Here is a 17,263-nt window from a genome sequence, read left to right as displayed (position 1 = left end):
ACGCAACTCCGACCGACGGCATGACATCTTTGCGCATTCGAAAACTTGCCCTTGTTGCGGCAGGCATCTCCATTCTGTCGTCCTGCGTCATCCCCGACGATACGTCGCGGGTCGCGAAAGAGGATGCCACCACGGCGGCCGCCCGCCGGGAAATGGTCGGCCTCAGCGAGGCCGATGTTCGCATGTGCGCCGGCTTTCCGACCGCGACCGCCGATGTGGGACCTTCCGGCCAGATCTGGACCTATCAGCGCAGCGTGCAGCGCGGCAATCTCAACATCGCGGTGCCGACTATGGCCCTGGGCGCTATCCCCGCGGTTGGAGGGTCCGTCAACGTCGCGCCCGGCGGCTATTGCAACACGCAGATTCGCATGCTCGGCGGCCGTGTCGCGGAAGTGACCTATGCCGGCGACAACAATTTGCCCAACAGCATCGATGCGCTCTGCGTCAGCACGGTGGACGCCTGCGTGGCCTATGCGCGACAGCGCAAAGCGACGGCGGTCTCCAGATGATCGGGCAATACCGGCCACGCGGAGCGTCCAATTCGCACTTATCCTGGAGCTGTATTAGCGTCCGCCGGGATGAATGGCGCCGGGCTCTTTTTCGGAGGCGCCGGGTGAAATTTGCCGGCCCATGTTTATGCGGGTTTCGGGCGGCGAGGCGTCCATCAGGTTCCTGACCTTGGCGTTGTTGTGCGCATGGATGATGGCACGGCCGAGATGGAGCAGGATTCCCACCACTGACATTGGTACTTCTCCGTTGAGATGGCGGATATGTCGGCGGCGGGACGCCCAACCCAATGCGCCCCGTCTGTTTCGTGGGAATGACGCGGAAGATGGCTTCTCGTTGCCATTTCGTGACCTGGAAACAGAGCAGGCCGGCGTGCAGGACGCAGGATGCTAGTGGAAACATGATCTGACGCTCATATGTGCGGCGGGAAAGAAAAGTGATGCTGGTCGCCGCAAATCGTCCTGAATCCGAAGGTCTTTCGGCCGCCCAATTCGAGACGATGGAGAGGTCGATGAAATTGTCCGTCCTTACCCTTGCCGGCACCATGCTGGCGCTGGCGCCCGCGGTTCAGGCGGCGCCGATGATCGGGATCCCGGCTGGAGACGGCCTCGTGCAGCAGGCGCATGTGACATGCGCGTACCTGACGGAAGACGGCTATTGCGTGCGCCCGCACAAGAAGCACAAGCATTGGAAGCGCGAGCGGCACTACCGGCCGGTCTATCGCACCTACGAGCCGCAGCCGTCGGACGAGTATTACTGGCGCTACGAGCGCCAGCGGCCGATTGTCCGCGTCATCCCCGGCTATCCGCGGCAGGATGAAGACAATTGGGACGATTGGGATGATTGAGCGACTGGCGGGCCCAGAGCCCGCCCCTGCTTTCGGCTGGTGGAGCTGAGGGGGATCGAACCCCTGACCTCATCATTGCGAACGATGCGCTCTCCCAGCTGAGCTACAGCCCCGTTCCAGCGGATCGGCTTGTATCGGTCGCGGCGGTTTGATGTCAAGGCGAAACGGCTGCCCGGCATCGAGCGCCGAAACGGCCGGGCCTTGCCGGTTCCGCGCGCAATGGCTACATGTCGGCGACAATTTGGAGACCGGCATGATCGCCCTTATTCAAACCATCGTCATGGCGCTTGATATCTACTGGTGGATCATCATCGCCTCGGCGATCTTTTCCTGGCTCTATGCCTTCAACGTCGTCAACTCGCGCAACCAGTTTGTCGGCACCGTCGGCAATATGCTTTACCGTCTGACCGAGCCGGCGCTGCGGCCGATCCGCCGCTACATGCCCGATCTTGGCGGCATCGACATCTCGCCGATCATTCTTCTTTTGATCATCTTCTTCATCCGCCAGTTTTTGATCACCACCGTCTTCTCCTGGGTCGCTTAAGGCCGATCCATGGCCTCGCCGTTCCGTCCGCGCGACGACGGCATCGACCTTTTCGTGCGGCTGACGCCGAAGGCGGCAGTGGATCGGATCGAAGGCATTGAGATGGCCGCCGACGGGCGCAGCCATCTCAAGGCGCGTGTGCGCGCGGTGCCGGAGAACGGCGCCGCCAATACGGCGCTGGAGCGGATGGTGGCGAAGGCGCTTGGCGTGCCGGGATCGGCGGTTTCGGTGGTGGCCGGAGGCACGTTCCGGCTTAAGACGCTGCGGATCTGGGGTGATGCGGCTGAGCTGGCGAAGCGCGTCGAGGCGCTTTCCGGGTAATCCAAACTTGAGAGGCAGGGCGGGCCGGCGCCCGCCTCTGTCCTGCCGGACATTCCCCCCGCTTGGGTTCCTACTCGGGGGAGATCGGCAGTTCAGCGCCGGCGCTTCAATCTCCCAGCGGCAGCTTCGGATCGTCGACCTTCAGCGTGTTCACGCTCTGCTTGATGCGGCGCAGGTTCTCCAGCACCTTCGGCCCGCGCGATTCCGCCACCGTGGTGGCGATCATGTCGAGAATGGCAAGCAGTGCGTAGCGCGACGAGGTCGGCTTGTAGATATTGCCGTCCTCGAAAGACTGCAGCTGGATAACCGTGTCGGCGACCTTGGCCAAAGCCGAATCGGGCGCGGTGATGGCGACGGTGGCTGCCCCATATTGCTGCGCGACCTCGACCGCCTCGATGACCGAGCGGGCATAGCCCGAGACCGAGAAGGCGACCAGCGTCGTCTCCGGTGTCGCGACCGCCGCATACATGCGCTGTAACTGGCCGTCGACCTGGGCGAGCGCCGAGAGGCCCAGCCGGAACAGCCGATTTTGCATCTCCGTCGCCATCATCGAGGAGATGCCGCCGGAGCCGATGCACAGCACATTGCCGGAACCGGCGATGCGGGCGCCGACAGCCATCAGCGTGGTCATGTCGAGATTTTCGCTGGCGCGCTGGATGGCGGCGACCGCTGCCTCGGTAATGGCGGAAGCGATGCGCTGCTCCCGCGCGTCGCGGCTGAGCGGTTCCGGCGACAGGTACTGACCGCCGATGGCGATCGCCTGCGCCAAATAGAATTTGAAATCGCGCAGGCCCTCGCAGCCGAGATTGCGGCAGAAGCGGGTGACGGTCGGCTCGCTGACGCCGACACGCGCGGCAATCTCCGAAATCGCTGCCTTGGAGGCGAAATCGAGATCGGAAAGCACCAAGCCGGCCAGCCGGCGGTCCGATTTGGTGCCGTCCTGCGACATCAGTTGCAGGCGGGTGATGATGTCGGCCGGGGTCTTCATCCTTTCATCTCACAGCGGCAGGCCCGTCGCCTTGTCGAAGAGATGGATGTTGCGCGGGTCGACGCTCACTGGCAGCCGGTCACCCGGCTTCACCTGCAGCCGGTCGTGGAACACGGCGCGTACCGTGTCGTCGCCGATCGAGCCATAGACATGGGTCTCTGAGCCGGTCGGCTCGACCACGTCGACGTCGATGGCGATGGCATCGTCACGCGCGCCGATGATGAAATGCTCGGGGCGGATGCCCGCCTCGACCGTGTCGCCGCCGGACGCTGTCTTGCCGGCAAGCGCCAGCCGGCCGCCGCCTTTGGTCTCGAACCAGGACTTGGCGTCGGCGGTCTTCAGCGCGCCGGAAACAAAACTCATCGACGGCGAGCCGATGAAGCCGGCGACGAACTTGTTGGCCGGCCGGTCGTAGAGTTCGAGCGGCTGTCCGACCTGTTGGATGCGGCCACGATCCATCACGACGATGCGGTCGGCCATGGTCATGGCCTCGATCTGGTCGTGGGTGACGTAGACGATGGTCGATTTCAGCCGCTGGTGCAGCGCCTTGATCTCGGTGCGCATCTGCACGCGCAACTGCGCGTCGAGATTGGAGAGCGGCTCATCGAACAGAAAGACGGAGGGCTCACGCACGATGGCGCGGCCCATGGCGACGCGCTGACGCTGGCCGCCGGACAACTGCCTGGGATAGCGGTCGAGATAGGAGAAGAGGTTGAGCACGCCGGACGCTTTCTTCACCTTGTCGTCGATCGCGGCACGCGTCTCGCCGCGGATCTTCGGGCCGAAGCCGATATTGTCGGCGGCCCTCAGATGCGGGAACAGGGCATAGGACTGGAAGACCATGGCGATGTTGCGCTTCTGCGGCGGCAGGTCGTTGGCACGGGTGCCGCCGATCACGAGATCACCGGAGGAGATCGTCTCCAGCCCGGCCAGCATGCGCAGGAGCGTGGACTTACCGCAGCCGGACGGACCAACCAGCACGACGAACTCGCCGCTCTTGATCTCGAGGTTGATGTCCTCGAGGATTTTATGCTGGCCGAAGGATTTCGACAGGTTGCGAAACTGGACATCGGTCATGGTCACGCTCCCAAAATGTCATCGATGAAAGGCAGGTAGCCGGCTGTCAGTCCGGCGTCCACCGGCACCACGGCGCCCGTTATGCCGGATGCGCGGTCGGAAGCAAGGAAAGCCACGGCCTCGGCCACTTCCGACGCATTCACGATGCGGCCGAGCGGATAGAGCCGCTTCAGCCGGCCGAGGATCTCGGGATCCTTAGCCAGGCGATGATCCCAGGCGGCGGTGCGGATCGAGCCAGGGCAGACGACGTTGGCGCGCACGCCGCTGCGGCCAAGTTCGACGGCGATCGACTTGGCGTAAGCGTTGATGCCGGCCTTGGCGGCGGCATAGGCCGGATTGCCGAAATGCGCGATGGCGTTGACCGAGGAGATGAAGACGACGCTGCCCCAGCCGCGCGCGGCCATCGCCTTGACCAGCGGATCGGCGAAACTCATCACGCCGGCGAGGTTGAGGTCGAGCTCCTGTTCTATTCTGTCCGGCGTCAACGCTTTCAGCGTCTCGGCGCGCGTCCAGCCGGCATTGTTGACAAGGATATCCGGCACGCCGTCCTTGTCGAGCAGGCTTGAGATCGCCGCTTCGATCGAGGTGCGGTCGAGCAGGTTGAAAACGTGGCACGAGGCGATGTACGGGCTGGTCAGCGCCTCGGCCGACTGGTCGCAGCCGACGATGCGGCCGCCGCGCTCGGCCATCAGCGCCACGATCGCCGAGCCAAGACCGCCGCCGGCGCCGGTGACGACAATTGTCTTGCCCTCGAAATCGCCCTGCGACGCCACGATCAGTGCTCCTCGCCACTTCCGACAGGGAGAGAACGCTACTCAACGAAATGTAATTAAGCAACATGATAAACCGCTTGCTTCCCCAAAAAACGTCGATAATGTAGGAAAGTAACATAAATCCTGTGCCCGCCGGGCCAGGCGCGAATGCGCATCACGGGAGGAGATCAGATGAGCCTTGCGAAATGGACTGTCGGCCTGTTGGCCGGAATGAGCATGCTGGCGCTTGCCGCGCCCGCCGATGCGGGCGAGGTGCGCGTCACCGTCGCCGAATACAGCGCCAAGACCGGCCCCTATTTCGAAGAGGTGAAGAAGGAGTTCGAGGCGGCCAATCCCGGCATTACCATCAAATATGAAGTGGTGCCGTGGGACGTGCTGCTACAGAAGCTGACCACCGACATCACTGCCGGCACCAATGCCGATCTGTCGATCATCGGCACGCGCTGGCTGATCGACTTCGTGCAGCAAGACGTCGCCGAGCCGCTCGACAGCTACATCAAGCCCGAGTTCAAGGACCGCTTCATAGATACCTTCCTGCAGCCCTCGATCATGAACGGCCATACCTATGGCCTGCCGATCGCCGCCTCGGCGCGTGCCATGTATTACAACAAGGAGCTGTTCGAGAAGGCCGGCATAGCCAAGCCGCCGGCAACCTGGACCGAGTTGCAGGAGGACGCGCGCAAGATCAAGGCGGTCGGCGCCTTCGGCTACGGCCTGCAAGGCAAGGAGATCGAGACGGACGTCTATTACTACTACGCGATGTGGTCATTCGGCACCGAGATCCTCAACAAGGACGGCACGTCGGGCCTGAGCACGCCGGGCGCGCTTGAAGCGGCCAAGCTTTACAAGTCGATGATCGACGAGGGCCTGACCGAGCCTGGCGTGACCTCCAACAACCGCGAGGACGTGCAGAACCTGTTCAAGCAGGGCAAGGTCGGCATGATGATCACCGCGCCATTCCTCTCCAACCAGATCAAGGAAGAGGCGCCGAGCCTGAAATACGGCGTCGCCGCCATTCCGGCCGGGCCGACCGGCGCGCGCGGCACCTATGGCGTCACCGATTCCATAATCATGTTCAAGAACTCCAAGAACAAGGACGAGGCCTGGAAGCTGCTCGACTTCCTGTTCACCAAGGAGCAGCGCGCCAAGTTCACGCAAGGCGAAGGCTTCCTGCCCGTGAACAAGGAAGAGGCGAAGATGGACTATTACGTCAACAACGCCGACCTCGCCGCCTTCACCGCGCTGTTGCCCGACGCTCGCTTCGCGCCGGTCATCCCGGGCTGGGAAGAAATCGCCCAGATCACTTCCGACGCCATGCAGAAGATCTATCTCGGCAGCGCCGAGCCGGAGGCCGCTTTGAAGGAGGCGGCAGACAAGGCCAACGGCGTACTGAAGAAATAGGGCGTATCTCCCTGCGCCCGTGGCGCGCCCCACCCCGTCGGGGCGCGCCACATCTCTCCGGCTTGGCAATCGCAGGAAAACGGGCGCGGTTTTCTGTCGGATTGCGGAAAAACGACCGGGCAATCGGTTCAGACAAGGACAATCATCGATGTCGGCTCAAACGCCGGCGAGGAATGCAAATCCTGAAGCAATTGCCCAGGAAGAACGACAGCCAAGCCGGCAGGCCAGCGAAATTCCAATGCGGGGACGTGCCTTGAGCACCAATGCCACTGCCATCTACCCGCAACGCGGTGCAAGCCAGCCGATGCAAAGCCGTATCGTGCCCTATCTGCTGACGCTTCCCAGCCTTTTGCTGGCGGCGGTGGTGATCTTCTGGCCCGTCTGGGATCTCGTGCAGATCTCGACGCATGACGTGAATCGCTTTGGCCAGCTGCGCGACTTCAGCGGCCTGGCCAATTTCCGGGCGCTTGCTGCCGATCCCGATTTTGTCGCCGCCCTGTGGCGCACCGGCCTATGGACCGTGCTGGTGGTCGGCGGGGCGCTGCTCTTGTCGATCCCGGTGGCGATCATACTCAATACCGACTTCTACGGCCGTGGGCTGGCCCGCGTCATCATCATGCTGCCCTGGGCGGTGTCGCTCACCATGACGGCGGTGGTATGGCGCTGGGCGCTCAACGGCGAAAGCGGCATGCTGAACTCGGGGCTGATGAAGCTCGGCCTAGTCAGCCAGAACATCCAGTGGCTGGCGAGCGCCGAGACCGCCTTCCCGATGCAGGTGCTGATCGGCATACTGGTGACGGTGCCGTTCACCACCACGATCTTCCTCGGCGGCCTGTCGTCGATCCCCGACGATCTCTACGAAGCCGCGGCGCTGGAGGGCGCGACCCCCTTACAGCAGTTCCGCGAGATCACCTTTCCGCTCCTAGAACCGTTCATCAACATCGCGATCGTGCTCAACACGATCTACGTCTTCAACTCCTTCCCGATCATCTGGGTGATGACTCAAGGGGGACCGGCGAACTCCACCGACATATTGGTCACCCATCTCTACAAGCTCGCCTTCCGCATCGGCAAGCTGGGCGAGGCTTCGGCGGTGTCGCTGGTGATGTTCGTCATCCTGCTCATCTTCACCATGATCTATGTGCGGCTCGCCATGCGGGAGCAACGCGCATGAGAAACGGCAAGCTGAAACGCTCGATCATCGCCTGGCTGCTGCTTGCGCCATTGATCGTGGTGACGATCTTCCCCTTCGCGGTGATGTTCCTCACCGCGGTCAAGCCGCGGACCGAAGTGCTGACGCCAACATGGTGGCCGAGCGAATTCCGCTGGTCGAATTTCGCCGATATGTGGGTGGCGACCGGTTTCGGCCAGGCGCTTCTCAATTCGCTCTATGTCTCGGCGCTCGCCACGATCGGCGCCATCCTGATCTCGGTGCCGGCGGCCTATGCCATGTCGCGCTTCCGCTTTGCCGGTTATGGCGCCTTCCGCCAGTTCCTGCTGATCTCGCAGATGATCTCGCCGATCGTGCTGGTGCTTGGCCTGTTCAGGCTGATGGCCGCCTGGGGGCTGGTCGAGAGCACGACGGCACTCGGCTTCATCTACATGGCCTTCAACGTCGCCTTCACCGTCTGGATGCTGCAGAGCTATTTCGACACCATTCCGCGCGACCTCGAGGAGGCGGCCTGGATGGAGGGAGCCGGCCGCTGGCTGACGCTGCGAAAAGTGTTCCTGCCGCTTTGCCTGCCGGCAATCGCTGTGACGGCGATCTTCACCTTCATCAACGCCTGGAACGAGTTCGTCGTGGCGCTCACCATGTTGCGCAGCCAGGAAAGCTACACGTTGCCGATCCAGGTTTTCTCGCTGGTCGCCGGCCGCTACACGATCGAATGGCACCACGTCATGGCGGCCACGCTGCTGGCGACGCTGCCGGTGGCGATCCTCTTCATCTGGCTCCAGCGCTACCTGGTCCGCGGGCTGGCATTAGGAGCGGTGAAATAGCAATCCCGGCAATTCCAGGAAAACTGTGGAGCGGTTTTCCGTCCGGAATTGCCAAAAACAAATAGTCCACGGAGTTTTGATGCGCATCTTCACCGCCTCCCTGGCGACGGAAACCAACACCTTCTCGCCGGTGCCGACCGACCGGGCCTCGTTCGAGATGGCCTTCTATGCCGGCCCGGGAAAACATCCGGAGACGCCGACGCTGTGCTCCTCGCCGATCGTGGCGCTGCGCCGGCGTGCGGCCAGCGAAGGCCTGACCGTCATCGAAGGCACCGCCACCTGGGCGGAGCCCGGCGGGCTGGTGCAGCGGCAGGCTTTTGAGGCGCTGCGCGACGAGATCCTCGACCAGCTCAATGCCGCCCTGCCGGTCGATGCGGTGATCCTCGGCCTGCACGGCGCGATGGTGGCGCAGGGTTATGACGACTGCGAGGGCGACCTGCTGGAGCGTGTGCGCGCTATCGTCGGGCCGAAGGTGGTGATCGCCTCGGAATTCGATCCGCACAGCCATCTGACGCCCAAGCGCGTCGCGGCCTCCGACATCATGGCCTATTTCCTCGAATTCCCGCACACCGATTTCTACGAGCGCGGCGAGCATGTGGTCGAGCTCGGCCTTGCCGCGGCGCGGGGCGAAATCAAGCCGGTGATCTCGACCTTCGACTGCCGCATGATCCAGGTGCTGCCGACCAGCCGCGAGCCGATGCGCTCCTTCGTCGACAAGATCAAAGCGCTGCACGGCAAGGACGGCGTGCTGTCGGTCTCGGTCATCCACGGTTTCATGGCCGCCGACGTGCCGGAAATGGGCACGCGAATCCTGGTCATCACCGACAACGACAAGGAAAAGGGCGAGAAGCTTGCCGAGACGCTGGGACGCGAGCTCTATGCGCTGCGCGAAAAGACGGCGATGACGATGCTCTCCGCCTCCGCCGGCATCGAGCGGGCGCTTGCCGTGCGTGCGGCACAGAAGGACAAGCCGGTCGTGATCGCCGATATCTGGGACAATCCGGGCGGCGGCGTGCCGGGCGACGGCACCATCGTGCTCTCCGAATTGCTGGCGCGCGGGATCGACAGTGTCGGCGTCGCCACGATCTGGGATCCGATCGCGGTGACCTTCTGCCAGGCGGCCGGCGATGGCGCCGTCATCGACCTGCGCTTCGGCGGCAAGGCCGGGCCGCAGGCGGGCGAGCCGATCGACGCGCGCGTCACGGTGCTCAAGGCCGTCAGCGAGGGCTGGCAAAGCTTCGGGCCGAGCCGGGTGACGCTCGGGCCGGCTGCGGTGGTTCGCATCGAGGGCACCGAGGTCGACGTCATCCTAAACACCAACCGCACGCAGACCTTCGAGCCGGACATCTTTTCCAATATCGGCGTCGATCCGATGTCGAAGGACATCCTGCTGATCAAGTCGACCAACCATTTCTACGCCGGCTTCGCGCCGATTGCCGCCGAGGTCATCTATGTCGCGGCGCCGAGTTCTTATCCCAGCAATCCGGCGGCGACGGATTACAGGAAGCTGACGAGGCCGATATGGCCGAGGGTGAAGGATCCGTGGAAGGATGAGGCTCCTCCTTCTCCCCCTGTGGGAGAAGGTGTCGCCGCAGGCGACGGATGAGGGGTGCTCCAAGGAATGCTGACGTCTCACTCCGCTGGAACACCCCTCATCCGTCTCGGCGCTCCGCGCCGATCCACCTTCTCCCACATGGGGAGAAGGGAGGGGCGCGCTACACCAACCCTCTTTTCACCATCATCGCCTCGGGCGAAGGCATCTTGCCGCGGAAGGCCGTGTAAAGCTCTTCCGGATCCTTCGCTCCGCCGGCGGCGTAGATGTTCTTCCTCAGCCGCTCGGCCAGTTCCGGGTTGAAAGGATCGCCTGTTTCCTCGAAGGCGGAAAAGGCGTCGGCGTCCAGCACCTCCGACCACATGTAGGAATAGTAGGCGGCTGAATAACCTTCGCCGGCGAAGATATGACCGAAATGCGGGGTGCGATGACGCATGGCGATGGTGTTGGGCATATGCAGCTTTTCCAGCGTTTCGGCCTCGAACGGAAGCGGCTCGGCCGGCGCGTCCGGCCTTGCGTGATAAGCCATGTCGATCAGCGCCGAGGCGGTGAACTCGACCGTGGCGAAGCCGGCGCCGAAGGTGCGGGCGGCGAGCATCTTGTCCAGCAGGTCCTTCGGCATCGGCTTGCCGGTCTTGACGTGCAGCGCATGCTTTTCCAGCACCGCCGGCACCGTCAGCCAATGCTCATACAGCTGCGAGGGCAGTTCGACGAAGTCGCGGCTGACCGAGGTGCCGGAGACCGACGGCCACGTGACGTCGGTCAGCATGCCATGTAGCGCATGGCCGAATTCGTGAAACAGGGTCTTTGCTTCGTCGACGGAGAGAAGGGCCTGCTCGCCGGCCGGCGGCTTGGCGAAGTTCATGATGTTGTAGATGACGGGCTTCGCGCCTTTCCCAAGTTTGTAGCCGGATTTCAGCGCGCTCATCCAGGCGCCGGAGCGTTTCGAGGGTCGCGCGAAGTAATCCGCCAGAAACAGGCCGCGCTCGCTGCCGTCCGCGTTCTTGACCACGAAGACGCGCGCGTCGGGATGCCAGGCGGCAATGCCCTTCTTCTCTTCGAAGCTGATGCCGAACAGCTTGGTCGCGACGTCGAAGCAGGCGTCGATGACGCGCTCGAGCTGCAGGTAGGGCTTCAGCTCGGCCTCGTCGAAGGCGAATTTCTCGGCGCGCAGCTTCTCCTGGTAGAAGCGCCAGTCCCATGCCGCGAATTTTTCGTTGCTGCCGGCTTCGGTGGCCAGCCGCTCCAGCTGCTTCTGATCGGCGGCCGCCTTTTCCAGCGCCTTTTCCCAAACCGGATCGAGCAGGTTGTGCACCGCCTTCGGCGTCTTCGCCATCGTGTCGTCGAGCTTAAGCGCCGCGAAAGACTCATAGCCGAGCAGCCTCGCCTTCTCGGCGCGCAGCTTCAGCATGTCGCGCACCACATCGGTATTGTCGCTGGCGCCACCATTCTGGCCGCGCATGATGAAGGCGCGGAAGGCGATCTCGCGCAGGTCGCGGCGCTCCGAGAAGGTCGAGAACGGCTCGTAGATCGAGCGCGACAGCGTCACCGCATAGCGACCTTTCTGGCCACGCATCTCGGCCGCCTTGGCCATCGAGCTCTTCAAGAAATCCGGCAGGCCGACGAGATCAGCCTCGTCGAGGAACAGCGCCCAGTCGCGTTCGTCGGCCAGCACATTCTGGCCGAATTTGGTGCCGAGCGAGGAGAGTTCCTCGTTGATTGCCGCCAGCCGCTTCTTGCCTTCCGCATCGAGCTTCGCACCGGAGCGGACGAAGCCTTTCCAGGTCTTTTCCAGCACACGCAACGTCTCGGCATCGAGGCTCAGCCTGTCGCGGCGCTGGTAGAGGTCGTCGATGCGGGCAAACAGCTTCTCGTTCATCGAGATCGCGGAGAAGTGCCGCGACATCTTGGGCGAAATCTCGCGCTCCAGCTGCTGGATGGTGTCGTTGGTGTGGGCGCCGGCCCGACACCAGAAGATCGACGAGACATGGTCGAGCGGCTCGCCGGCGAGCTCAAGTGCAGCCAGCGTGTTTTCGATCGTTGCCGCCTCGCTGTTGCCGGCGATCGCGTCGATCTCAGCCTGGTGCGCTGCCAGCGCCGCGTCGAATACCGGCCCGAAATCATTGTCGCCGATGCGGGTGAAATCGGGCAGGCCGAGCGGGCCTTGCCAAAGCGTCAGCGGATGGGCGGCGAGGTCGACGGTCTTTGACATGGGCAAATCCATAGGCGCTTTTGGTGGGGCTGAATGCAGGCGGGTTATCCCGATGTAGGGCGGTGCTCGGCACCGCGCAACAACAGGATCAGTAGGCGCTGCAGTCCTGTGCGACCGCCGTCTGAGTGCTGGCGGTGATGCGGCCGCCGACGACGGTGAAGGTCTCGCGCATCAGCGTGTCGTTCTCGGGGAAATCGTAGCAGGCGAGCACCGTGGTCTCGCCCTTTTCGCTCTTCTCGATGCGATGGCGGATGGCGGCGCCGGCAACCGCGCCTTGCCATTCGTCGATCGAAGCGAGGAATTCCTGCTTGTCCTGGACGACGCCGACATCGTCGAGCTTCATGTGCACCTCTTCAGAAAGCAATTCGGACAGTTCGGTTCGGTCGGCGACCAGGAGTGCCGAATACCAACGATCGATGACGGCGCTGTCATCGGCGCTGGCGCTGATCGTTGCGGACAGCAGCAGCGCTGCCGCAAGGAAAAACCTACACCAGATCCGCTCCATCAACCCTCCATCAAAGCTCCGGCCGCTCGAAATCGCCGGTCTCCTTGTTCATCACCCAGAGCTCGCCGGTCGAGATGTCGAACCAGGCGCCGTGCAGGGTAAGCTTGCCCTTGCCCTCGAGGATCGAAACGCAAGGGAATGTCCTGAGATTGGCGATCGAATAGCGGATCGAGATGCGCTCCAGCGCCGTCTGGCGCTCGGTCGCCGTCATGAAGGTGCTGGACGAGACGGTCTCGGCAGCCGGCGCGATCAGGCTCATCCATTTGCCGATGAAATCGCCGGGCGACAGCGGCGCAAAATTGGTATCGAGCGCGGCGCGGATGCCGCCGCAGCGGCCGTGGCCCATCACCACGATGTTCTTAACCTTCAGGCTCTGCACGGCGAACTCGAGCGCGGCAGAGGTCGAGTGGAACTCGCCGTCCGGCTCATAGGGCGGCACGAGATTGCCGACATTGCGCAGCACGAAGAGCTCGCCCGGCCCGGCATCGAAGATCGCTTCGGGGGCCGAGCGGGAATCGCAGCAGGCGACGATCATGGTCTCGGGCGCCTGGCCCTCGCGCGCCAGCGAGCGGTAGCGGTCGCTTTCGGCGGGATAGCGGCCGCTCATGAAGTTGCGATAGCCGGTCAGCAGATGTTCGGGAAGGTGAGGCATTGGCGGCTAGAGCCTTTCCGAGGGTTTGGGGGCGGCAGCTCGTTGCGATCGAAAAAAGCCTCTAGCGGCAAAAGCCGGTCGCGGGCAATGCCGAATTGCGGATGGCGGCGCCGCAAACGCATGCCGGCCGCCCCGATCGGTCATGCCCAGATGGCGACCTGAATGCCGAACCGGTCGGTAAGCGGCGGATCGGGAGAGGGCCGCGCCTCGCCGCTGGCGATGCGGCCGGCGATCAGCATCATGGCGGCCGCGTCGAGGAAGTCGTCGCCGGCGGCACCCTTCGGCGGCGCCTGGTCGAGGAAGGTCTTGTCGTAGCCTTGCCGGCAAAGCAGCGCCTTGCGCTCCTCCAGGCCGGCCGGGTTGATAGTGCCCTTGATCTTCTTGGGCAAGATCATCGCGGTGCCGCCGTTCATCCGGCAGAAGGCGACTTCTGGGTGCGATTCGAAGATGCGGCCGCGCAAATCCGGTCGCGCGATCAACAGCTGGTCGATCTCGCGAATCTTCGAAAAAATACCGAAGGCCTGGATGGAAACGCCGCGCGGCGGATTGGAAGTCGTCATCGCCACCTCGCTCGCCCGCCGGTGCGCGGCATACCAGGCTTCGACCGTGGTGAAGTTGCCGGTATCGGCGTAGAGCGCCGCGCGCGATGGTATGGCAAAGACGCTCGACTGCCGTGCTCCGAGCAGCGGACGCACCAGCGCCTCCGGACCGCGACCGCCGCGGTTGGAAAAATCAGGCAGGCCGATCGGCATGTCGACGGCGATCGTGAAGTCGGGCAGGGCGTGTAGCAGAGCCTCGAAAGTCGCGAAGACCGATGCCGATGGCGGCGCGCCATGTTCGCGATGGACGGCGATCCAGCCGGCCTTGCAGCCGTCGACGCCGGCCGGCACGCCGCCGCCTGGCGTCACGCCCGCTTGTCCCGCCCGGGATGAAGGAGATGGCGAAGCTGCACCATCGCCATCGGATGCGAAAGGCTCTGCGCGTCCGTCTCGAGCTGCAGCTCGTCGCCGCCGCGTTTCGCCGTGCGCGCCAGGATCTCGTAGACGGCGGCCGTGGTCGACTGCAGCGCCTTCGCCGCCGGCTGGCCGGAAAGGATGCGGGCGAGATAGACGGCGGCCGTCAGGTCGCCCAACCCGTTCGGCGGCTTCTCGATCAGGCGGTGCTCGGCAAGCAGCGCCTGGCGGCCGTCGAGGAGGAAGTTACCGGTGCCGCCCGCCATCATCGAGGGTGCCGAGGTGACCAGCATGGTGGAGGGACCGGCGTGCAGGGCGGCCGCCGTCACCGATTTGATGTCGGGCAGCGGCGCTCCGGCCATCCATTCGAGCTCGTAGCGGTTGGGCGTGGCGATGTCGGCGATCGGCATCAGCCTGTCGCGCAGCGCGACGGCCGTCGGCTCCGGCACATAGAGCCCGCCCGAATCGCCCATCACCGGGTCGCAGACATAAAGGGCATCCGGCGTCCTCGCCTTGACGGCCGCAACCAGCGAAGCGACGGCCTCCGCCTGGCCGGCCTCACCGAGATAGCCCGAGAGCACCGCGCTCACCTCGCCCAGCCACGGCGCGCGCTCGAGGTCGGCCATCAGCGCCTTGAACTGATCGAGCGGCGGCACGATGCGGGTGGCGCGGCTGTGGCCTGGGTGCCAGGGCAGGATCACGGTCGGCACCGCCCAAACCGGGAAACCCAGCGTCTCCAGCGCGAAGACCGCGGCGCGGTTGCCGACCGAGCCGCGGGCGACATGACTGGAGATGACGATGACCGCGCGCGGCGCGTCGGTTTTATCAGCAATCATGAAATTCGGTTCCTAGCCACTCTGCGTGGCGGCATACACCAGCCACACCAACAGCCCAATGGCGATGATGAGGCCGAGCGTTCGGCCAATGCGGGTGCCCCAAACTTCGATCGGATCGGACCGGTCGGCATCCGCCGCGGTCACGTGGTCGCGTGCGTCCTTCGCGGTGCGGGCGACGAAGGAAGCGCCGCCCGGCGTCGTTTCGCGCGCCACGCGCTCAAGGATGCGGCGCGATTCATTCTCGTCGTCCCGGCGCTCGGCCATGGCAAATGTCCTTTCCGGCCCGGAGCTTAGCCTGTTCGGTCGCGTATTCACAGGGGCGAGCGGCCAAGATCAGAGCGCTGCCACGACCGGGTCATTTTCTTGCGCACGGATTGTGGTAATGCTTCGCATCACAACTTCTGTCGAGGGGACCAATCATGTTCGCCGAGCGCCTTCTTCTACCCTCCGCTTTCCGCAATTTGCCGGCCTTGCTGATGATGGCCTTCGTGCTGCCGCTGCTTGCCGGCTGCGGCTACAACACCATCCCGACGGCGGAGGAGAATGCCAGGGCGGCCTGGAGCGAGGTGCTCAACCAGTATCAGCGTCGCGCCGACCTGATCCCCAACCTGGTCGAGACGGTGAAGGGCTACGCCTCGCACGAGAAGGACACGCTCGACGCGGTGGTCCAGGCGCGCGCCAAGGCGACGCAGATCACGGTGACGCCGGAGACGCTGAAGGATCCGGAAGCCCTCAAAAAATTTCAGGATGCCCAGGCCGGGCTGACGGGCGCGCTGTCGCGGTTGATCGCGGTCTCGGAAAACTATCCCGACCTCAAGGCCAACCAGAATTTCCTCGCGCTGCAGGCGCAGCTCGAAGGCACCGAGAACCGCATCGCGGTGGCGCGTCGCGACTACATCCAGGCGGTCAGGGAGTACAATCTGACACTGAGGACCTTCCCGTCGGTGCTGTGGGCGACATTCTGGTTCCGCGGCAATGAGCCGTTTGCGAACTTCACCGTAGAGGAAGACAAGATGCAGGTGCCGAAGGTGGATTTCGGCACGAGCACCAAGCAGGGCGGGTGAGCGGCGCGACTCAAATTTATTCGAGCTTGCAGGCCTTGCGTTCCTTCGCGCCCCCCTCTGTCCTGCCGGACATCTCCCCCTCTTGGGGGGAGATCGGCAGTTTCGCTGACCGTGCATCTCCTGCAACGCAGGCGGTTGGCGAAGGCGGCGGTGACATCCAATCTCCCCCCCTGCGGGGGAGATGGCCGGCAGGCCAGAGGGGGGTGGGACGGAATGCCTTCAGCGGCGTTTTGCTGAGCATCTTCTGCCTCCTCCTCGCCTTTGCCGCCCTTGCCGCCGACCTGCCCCCGCTCACTGGCCGTGTCGTCGACAATGCCGGCATTATCGACGCCGGCACGCGCGCGGCGCTGACCCAGAAACTCGCCGATTTCGAGAAGAAAGGCTCCGACCAGATCGTCGTCGCGACCATCCCCACCCTCGGCGGCGAGGAGATCGAGCCCTACGCCAACCGGCTGTTCCGCTTCTGGAAGCTCGGCCAGGCCAAAGAGAACAATGGTGTTCTTCTCCTGGTTGCGCCGAATGATCGCAAGATGCGCATCGAGGTCGGCTATGGGCTGGAAGGCACGCTGACCGACCTGCACACCAAGCTGATCATCGAGAACGACATGGTGCCGGCCTTCCGCGCCGGGGACTTCTCCGGCGGCATCAGCAAAGCCGTCGACGACATGATCATGGTGCTGGAGGGCAATCCGGAGGAGCTGGAGGCGCGCGGCAAGCGTAACGAGCAGGCGCCGTTCAACTCCGACGACCTGTTCTTCGCCATCTTCATCACCATCTGGGCGCTGATCTTCTTCGGCGGCATCGCGCTGACGGTGCTGCCGCCGATCTTCGGCCAGAAGATCGGGCCCGGCCGCTACCGCTGGCTCGGCATGACCTTCGAGCCCAGCCGGCGATCCTCCGGCGGATGGTCGTCCGGTGGCGGCGGCTGGTCGTCGGGCGGTGGAGGTTGGTCCTCCGGTGGCGGCGGTGGCGGGTTTTCCGGCGGCGGCGGTTCGTCGGGCGGCGGCGGCTCCTCTGGAAGCTGGTGAGAAAC

20 protein-coding genes and 1 tRNA gene are annotated in these 17,263 nt (G+C 64.1%); 10 read left to right on the top strand and 11 right to left on the bottom strand.

The genetic code is table 11. The annotated features are described in order from the left end of the window. Positions 1 to 20: 20 nt before the first annotated feature. Entirely contained in the window at positions 21 to 509 is a 489-nt protein-coding gene (locus EOD29_RS17345; RefSeq protein ID WP_127247303.1) for a hypothetical protein, read from the top strand. A 54-nt stretch (positions 510 to 563) separates the two neighbouring features. On the opposite strand, the gene EOD29_RS17340 is transcribed toward EOD29_RS17345, so the two are convergent. Then, entirely contained in the window at positions 564 to 743 is a 180-nt protein-coding gene (locus EOD29_RS17340; RefSeq protein ID WP_127247302.1) for a hypothetical protein, read from the bottom strand. Positions 744 to 1,018: 275 nt separating this feature from the next. On the opposite strand from EOD29_RS17340, the gene EOD29_RS17335 reads away from it, so the two are divergent. Further along, positions 1,019 to 1,354: a hypothetical protein gene (locus EOD29_RS17335; RefSeq protein WP_127247301.1), complete on the top strand. Its 336-nt coding sequence runs from the start codon at positions 1,019 to 1,021 to the stop codon at positions 1,352 to 1,354. 37 nt (positions 1,355 to 1,391) lie between these two features. Here EOD29_RS17335 and EOD29_RS17330 read toward each other — a convergent pair. Beyond that, positions 1,392 to 1,467, bottom strand: a tRNA-Ala gene (locus EOD29_RS17330). Between the two features lie 140 nt (positions 1,468 to 1,607). On the opposite strand from EOD29_RS17330, the gene EOD29_RS17325 reads away from it, so the two are divergent. Together EOD29_RS17325 and EOD29_RS17320 are read left to right on the top strand one after the other, a co-directional pair. Further along, positions 1,608 to 1,898 carry a YggT family protein gene (locus EOD29_RS17325; protein ID WP_067002157.1) on the top strand — a complete coding sequence of 97 codons (291 nt, stop codon included), beginning with the start codon at positions 1,608 to 1,610 and terminating at the stop codon, positions 1,896 to 1,898. A gap of 9 nt (positions 1,899 to 1,907) precedes the next feature. Next, positions 1,908 to 2,219 carry a DUF167 family protein gene (locus tag EOD29_RS17320; protein WP_067323104.1) on the top strand — a complete coding sequence of 104 codons (312 nt, stop codon included), beginning with the start codon at positions 1,908 to 1,910 and terminating at the stop codon, positions 2,217 to 2,219. Between the two features lie 106 nt (positions 2,220 to 2,325). On the opposite strand, the gene EOD29_RS17315 is transcribed toward EOD29_RS17320, so the two are convergent. Genes EOD29_RS17315 through EOD29_RS17305 form a run of 3 tightly spaced genes read right to left on the bottom strand, consistent with a single transcriptional unit; the run spans position 2,326 to position 5,057 of the window. Then, entirely contained in the window at positions 2,326 to 3,207 is an 882-nt protein-coding gene (locus EOD29_RS17315; RefSeq protein ID WP_067001412.1) for a MurR/RpiR family transcriptional regulator, read from the bottom strand. Between the two features lie 9 nt (positions 3,208 to 3,216). After that, on the bottom strand, positions 3,217 to 4,284 hold the full coding sequence (gene ugpC / locus EOD29_RS17310) for a sn-glycerol-3-phosphate ABC transporter ATP-binding protein UgpC (RefSeq protein WP_127247300.1): 1,068 nt from the start codon (positions 4,282 to 4,284) through the stop codon (positions 3,217 to 3,219). 2 nt (positions 4,285 to 4,286) lie between these two features. Further along, a complete protein-coding gene (locus tag EOD29_RS17305) occupies positions 4,287 to 5,057 on the bottom strand; it encodes an SDR family oxidoreductase (protein ID WP_127247299.1) in 771 nt (256 codons plus the stop codon). Between the two features lie 171 nt (positions 5,058 to 5,228). Between EOD29_RS17305 and EOD29_RS17300 the strand changes: the two genes are divergently transcribed. The 4 genes from EOD29_RS17300 (at position 5,229) to EOD29_RS17285 (ending at position 10,062) form a co-directional block, all read left to right on the top strand. Beyond that, a complete protein-coding gene (locus EOD29_RS17300; protein WP_067002159.1) occupies positions 5,229 to 6,458 on the top strand; it encodes a sugar ABC transporter substrate-binding protein in 1,230 nt (409 codons plus the stop codon). A gap of 304 nt (positions 6,459 to 6,762) precedes the next feature. After that, positions 6,763 to 7,632 (top strand): sugar ABC transporter permease, encoded by an 870-nt coding sequence (locus tag EOD29_RS17295; RefSeq protein WP_127247531.1) that lies wholly within the window; start codon positions 6,763 to 6,765, stop codon positions 7,630 to 7,632. After that, on the top strand, positions 7,629 to 8,456 hold the full coding sequence (locus EOD29_RS17290; RefSeq protein ID WP_067001418.1) for a carbohydrate ABC transporter permease: 828 nt from the start codon (positions 7,629 to 7,631) through the stop codon (positions 8,454 to 8,456). The genes EOD29_RS17295 and EOD29_RS17290 overlap by 4 nt, the downstream gene beginning before the upstream one ends. A 79-nt stretch (positions 8,457 to 8,535) precedes the next feature. After that, entirely contained in the window at positions 8,536 to 10,062 is a 1,527-nt protein-coding gene (locus EOD29_RS17285) for a M81 family metallopeptidase (protein WP_127247298.1), read from the top strand. 109 nt (positions 10,063 to 10,171) lie between these two features. Here the strand turns inward: EOD29_RS17285 and EOD29_RS17280 are convergent, their stop codons facing one another. From EOD29_RS17280 to EOD29_RS17255, 6 genes are all read right to left on the bottom strand, one after another. Next, positions 10,172 to 12,226: a M3 family metallopeptidase gene (locus EOD29_RS17280; RefSeq protein WP_127247530.1), complete on the bottom strand. Its 2,055-nt coding sequence runs from the start codon at positions 12,224 to 12,226 to the stop codon at positions 10,172 to 10,174. Positions 12,227 to 12,308: 82 nt separating this feature from the next. Further along, entirely contained in the window at positions 12,309 to 12,725 is a 417-nt protein-coding gene (locus EOD29_RS17275) for a hypothetical protein (protein WP_095799694.1), read from the bottom strand. A gap of 10 nt (positions 12,726 to 12,735) precedes the next feature. Further along, positions 12,736 to 13,377 carry a carbonic anhydrase gene (locus tag EOD29_RS17270; protein WP_067001427.1) on the bottom strand — a complete coding sequence of 214 codons (642 nt, stop codon included), beginning with the start codon at positions 13,375 to 13,377 and terminating at the stop codon, positions 12,736 to 12,738. 140 nt (positions 13,378 to 13,517) lie between these two features. Further along, on the bottom strand, positions 13,518 to 14,285 hold the full coding sequence (locus EOD29_RS17265; RefSeq protein ID WP_127247297.1) for a DUF429 domain-containing protein: 768 nt from the start codon (positions 14,283 to 14,285) through the stop codon (positions 13,518 to 13,520). Continuing rightward, positions 14,282 to 15,166 (bottom strand): pyridoxal kinase PdxY, encoded by an 885-nt coding sequence (gene pdxY, locus EOD29_RS17260; RefSeq protein ID WP_095824173.1) that lies wholly within the window; start codon positions 15,164 to 15,166, stop codon positions 14,282 to 14,284. The genes EOD29_RS17265 and pdxY overlap by 4 nt, the downstream gene beginning before the upstream one ends. A 12-nt stretch (positions 15,167 to 15,178) precedes the next feature. Further along, entirely contained in the window at positions 15,179 to 15,430 is a 252-nt protein-coding gene (locus tag EOD29_RS17255; protein WP_095824172.1) for a hypothetical protein, read from the bottom strand. A gap of 155 nt (positions 15,431 to 15,585) precedes the next feature. On the opposite strand from EOD29_RS17255, the gene EOD29_RS17250 reads away from it, so the two are divergent. Both EOD29_RS17250 and EOD29_RS17240 read left to right on the top strand, forming a co-directional pair. Beyond that, complete coding sequence (locus tag EOD29_RS17250) at positions 15,586 to 16,230, top strand: LemA family protein (protein WP_067001437.1); 645 nt, start codon at positions 15,586 to 15,588, stop codon at positions 16,228 to 16,230. A gap of 230 nt (positions 16,231 to 16,460) precedes the next feature. Beyond that, a complete protein-coding gene (locus EOD29_RS17240; protein WP_245475368.1) occupies positions 16,461 to 17,258 on the top strand; it encodes a YgcG family protein in 798 nt (265 codons plus the stop codon). The last annotated feature ends 5 nt before the right edge of the window (positions 17,259 to 17,263 follow it).

The organism is Mesorhizobium sp. M1A.T.Ca.IN.004.03.1.1 (genome assembly GCF_003997555.1).
Classification (GTDB): Bacteria; Pseudomonadota; Alphaproteobacteria; order Rhizobiales; family Rhizobiaceae; genus Mesorhizobium.
The sequence above is the reverse complement of the archived record's forward strand: the minus strand, read 5'-3'. Positions and strand labels throughout refer to the sequence as shown.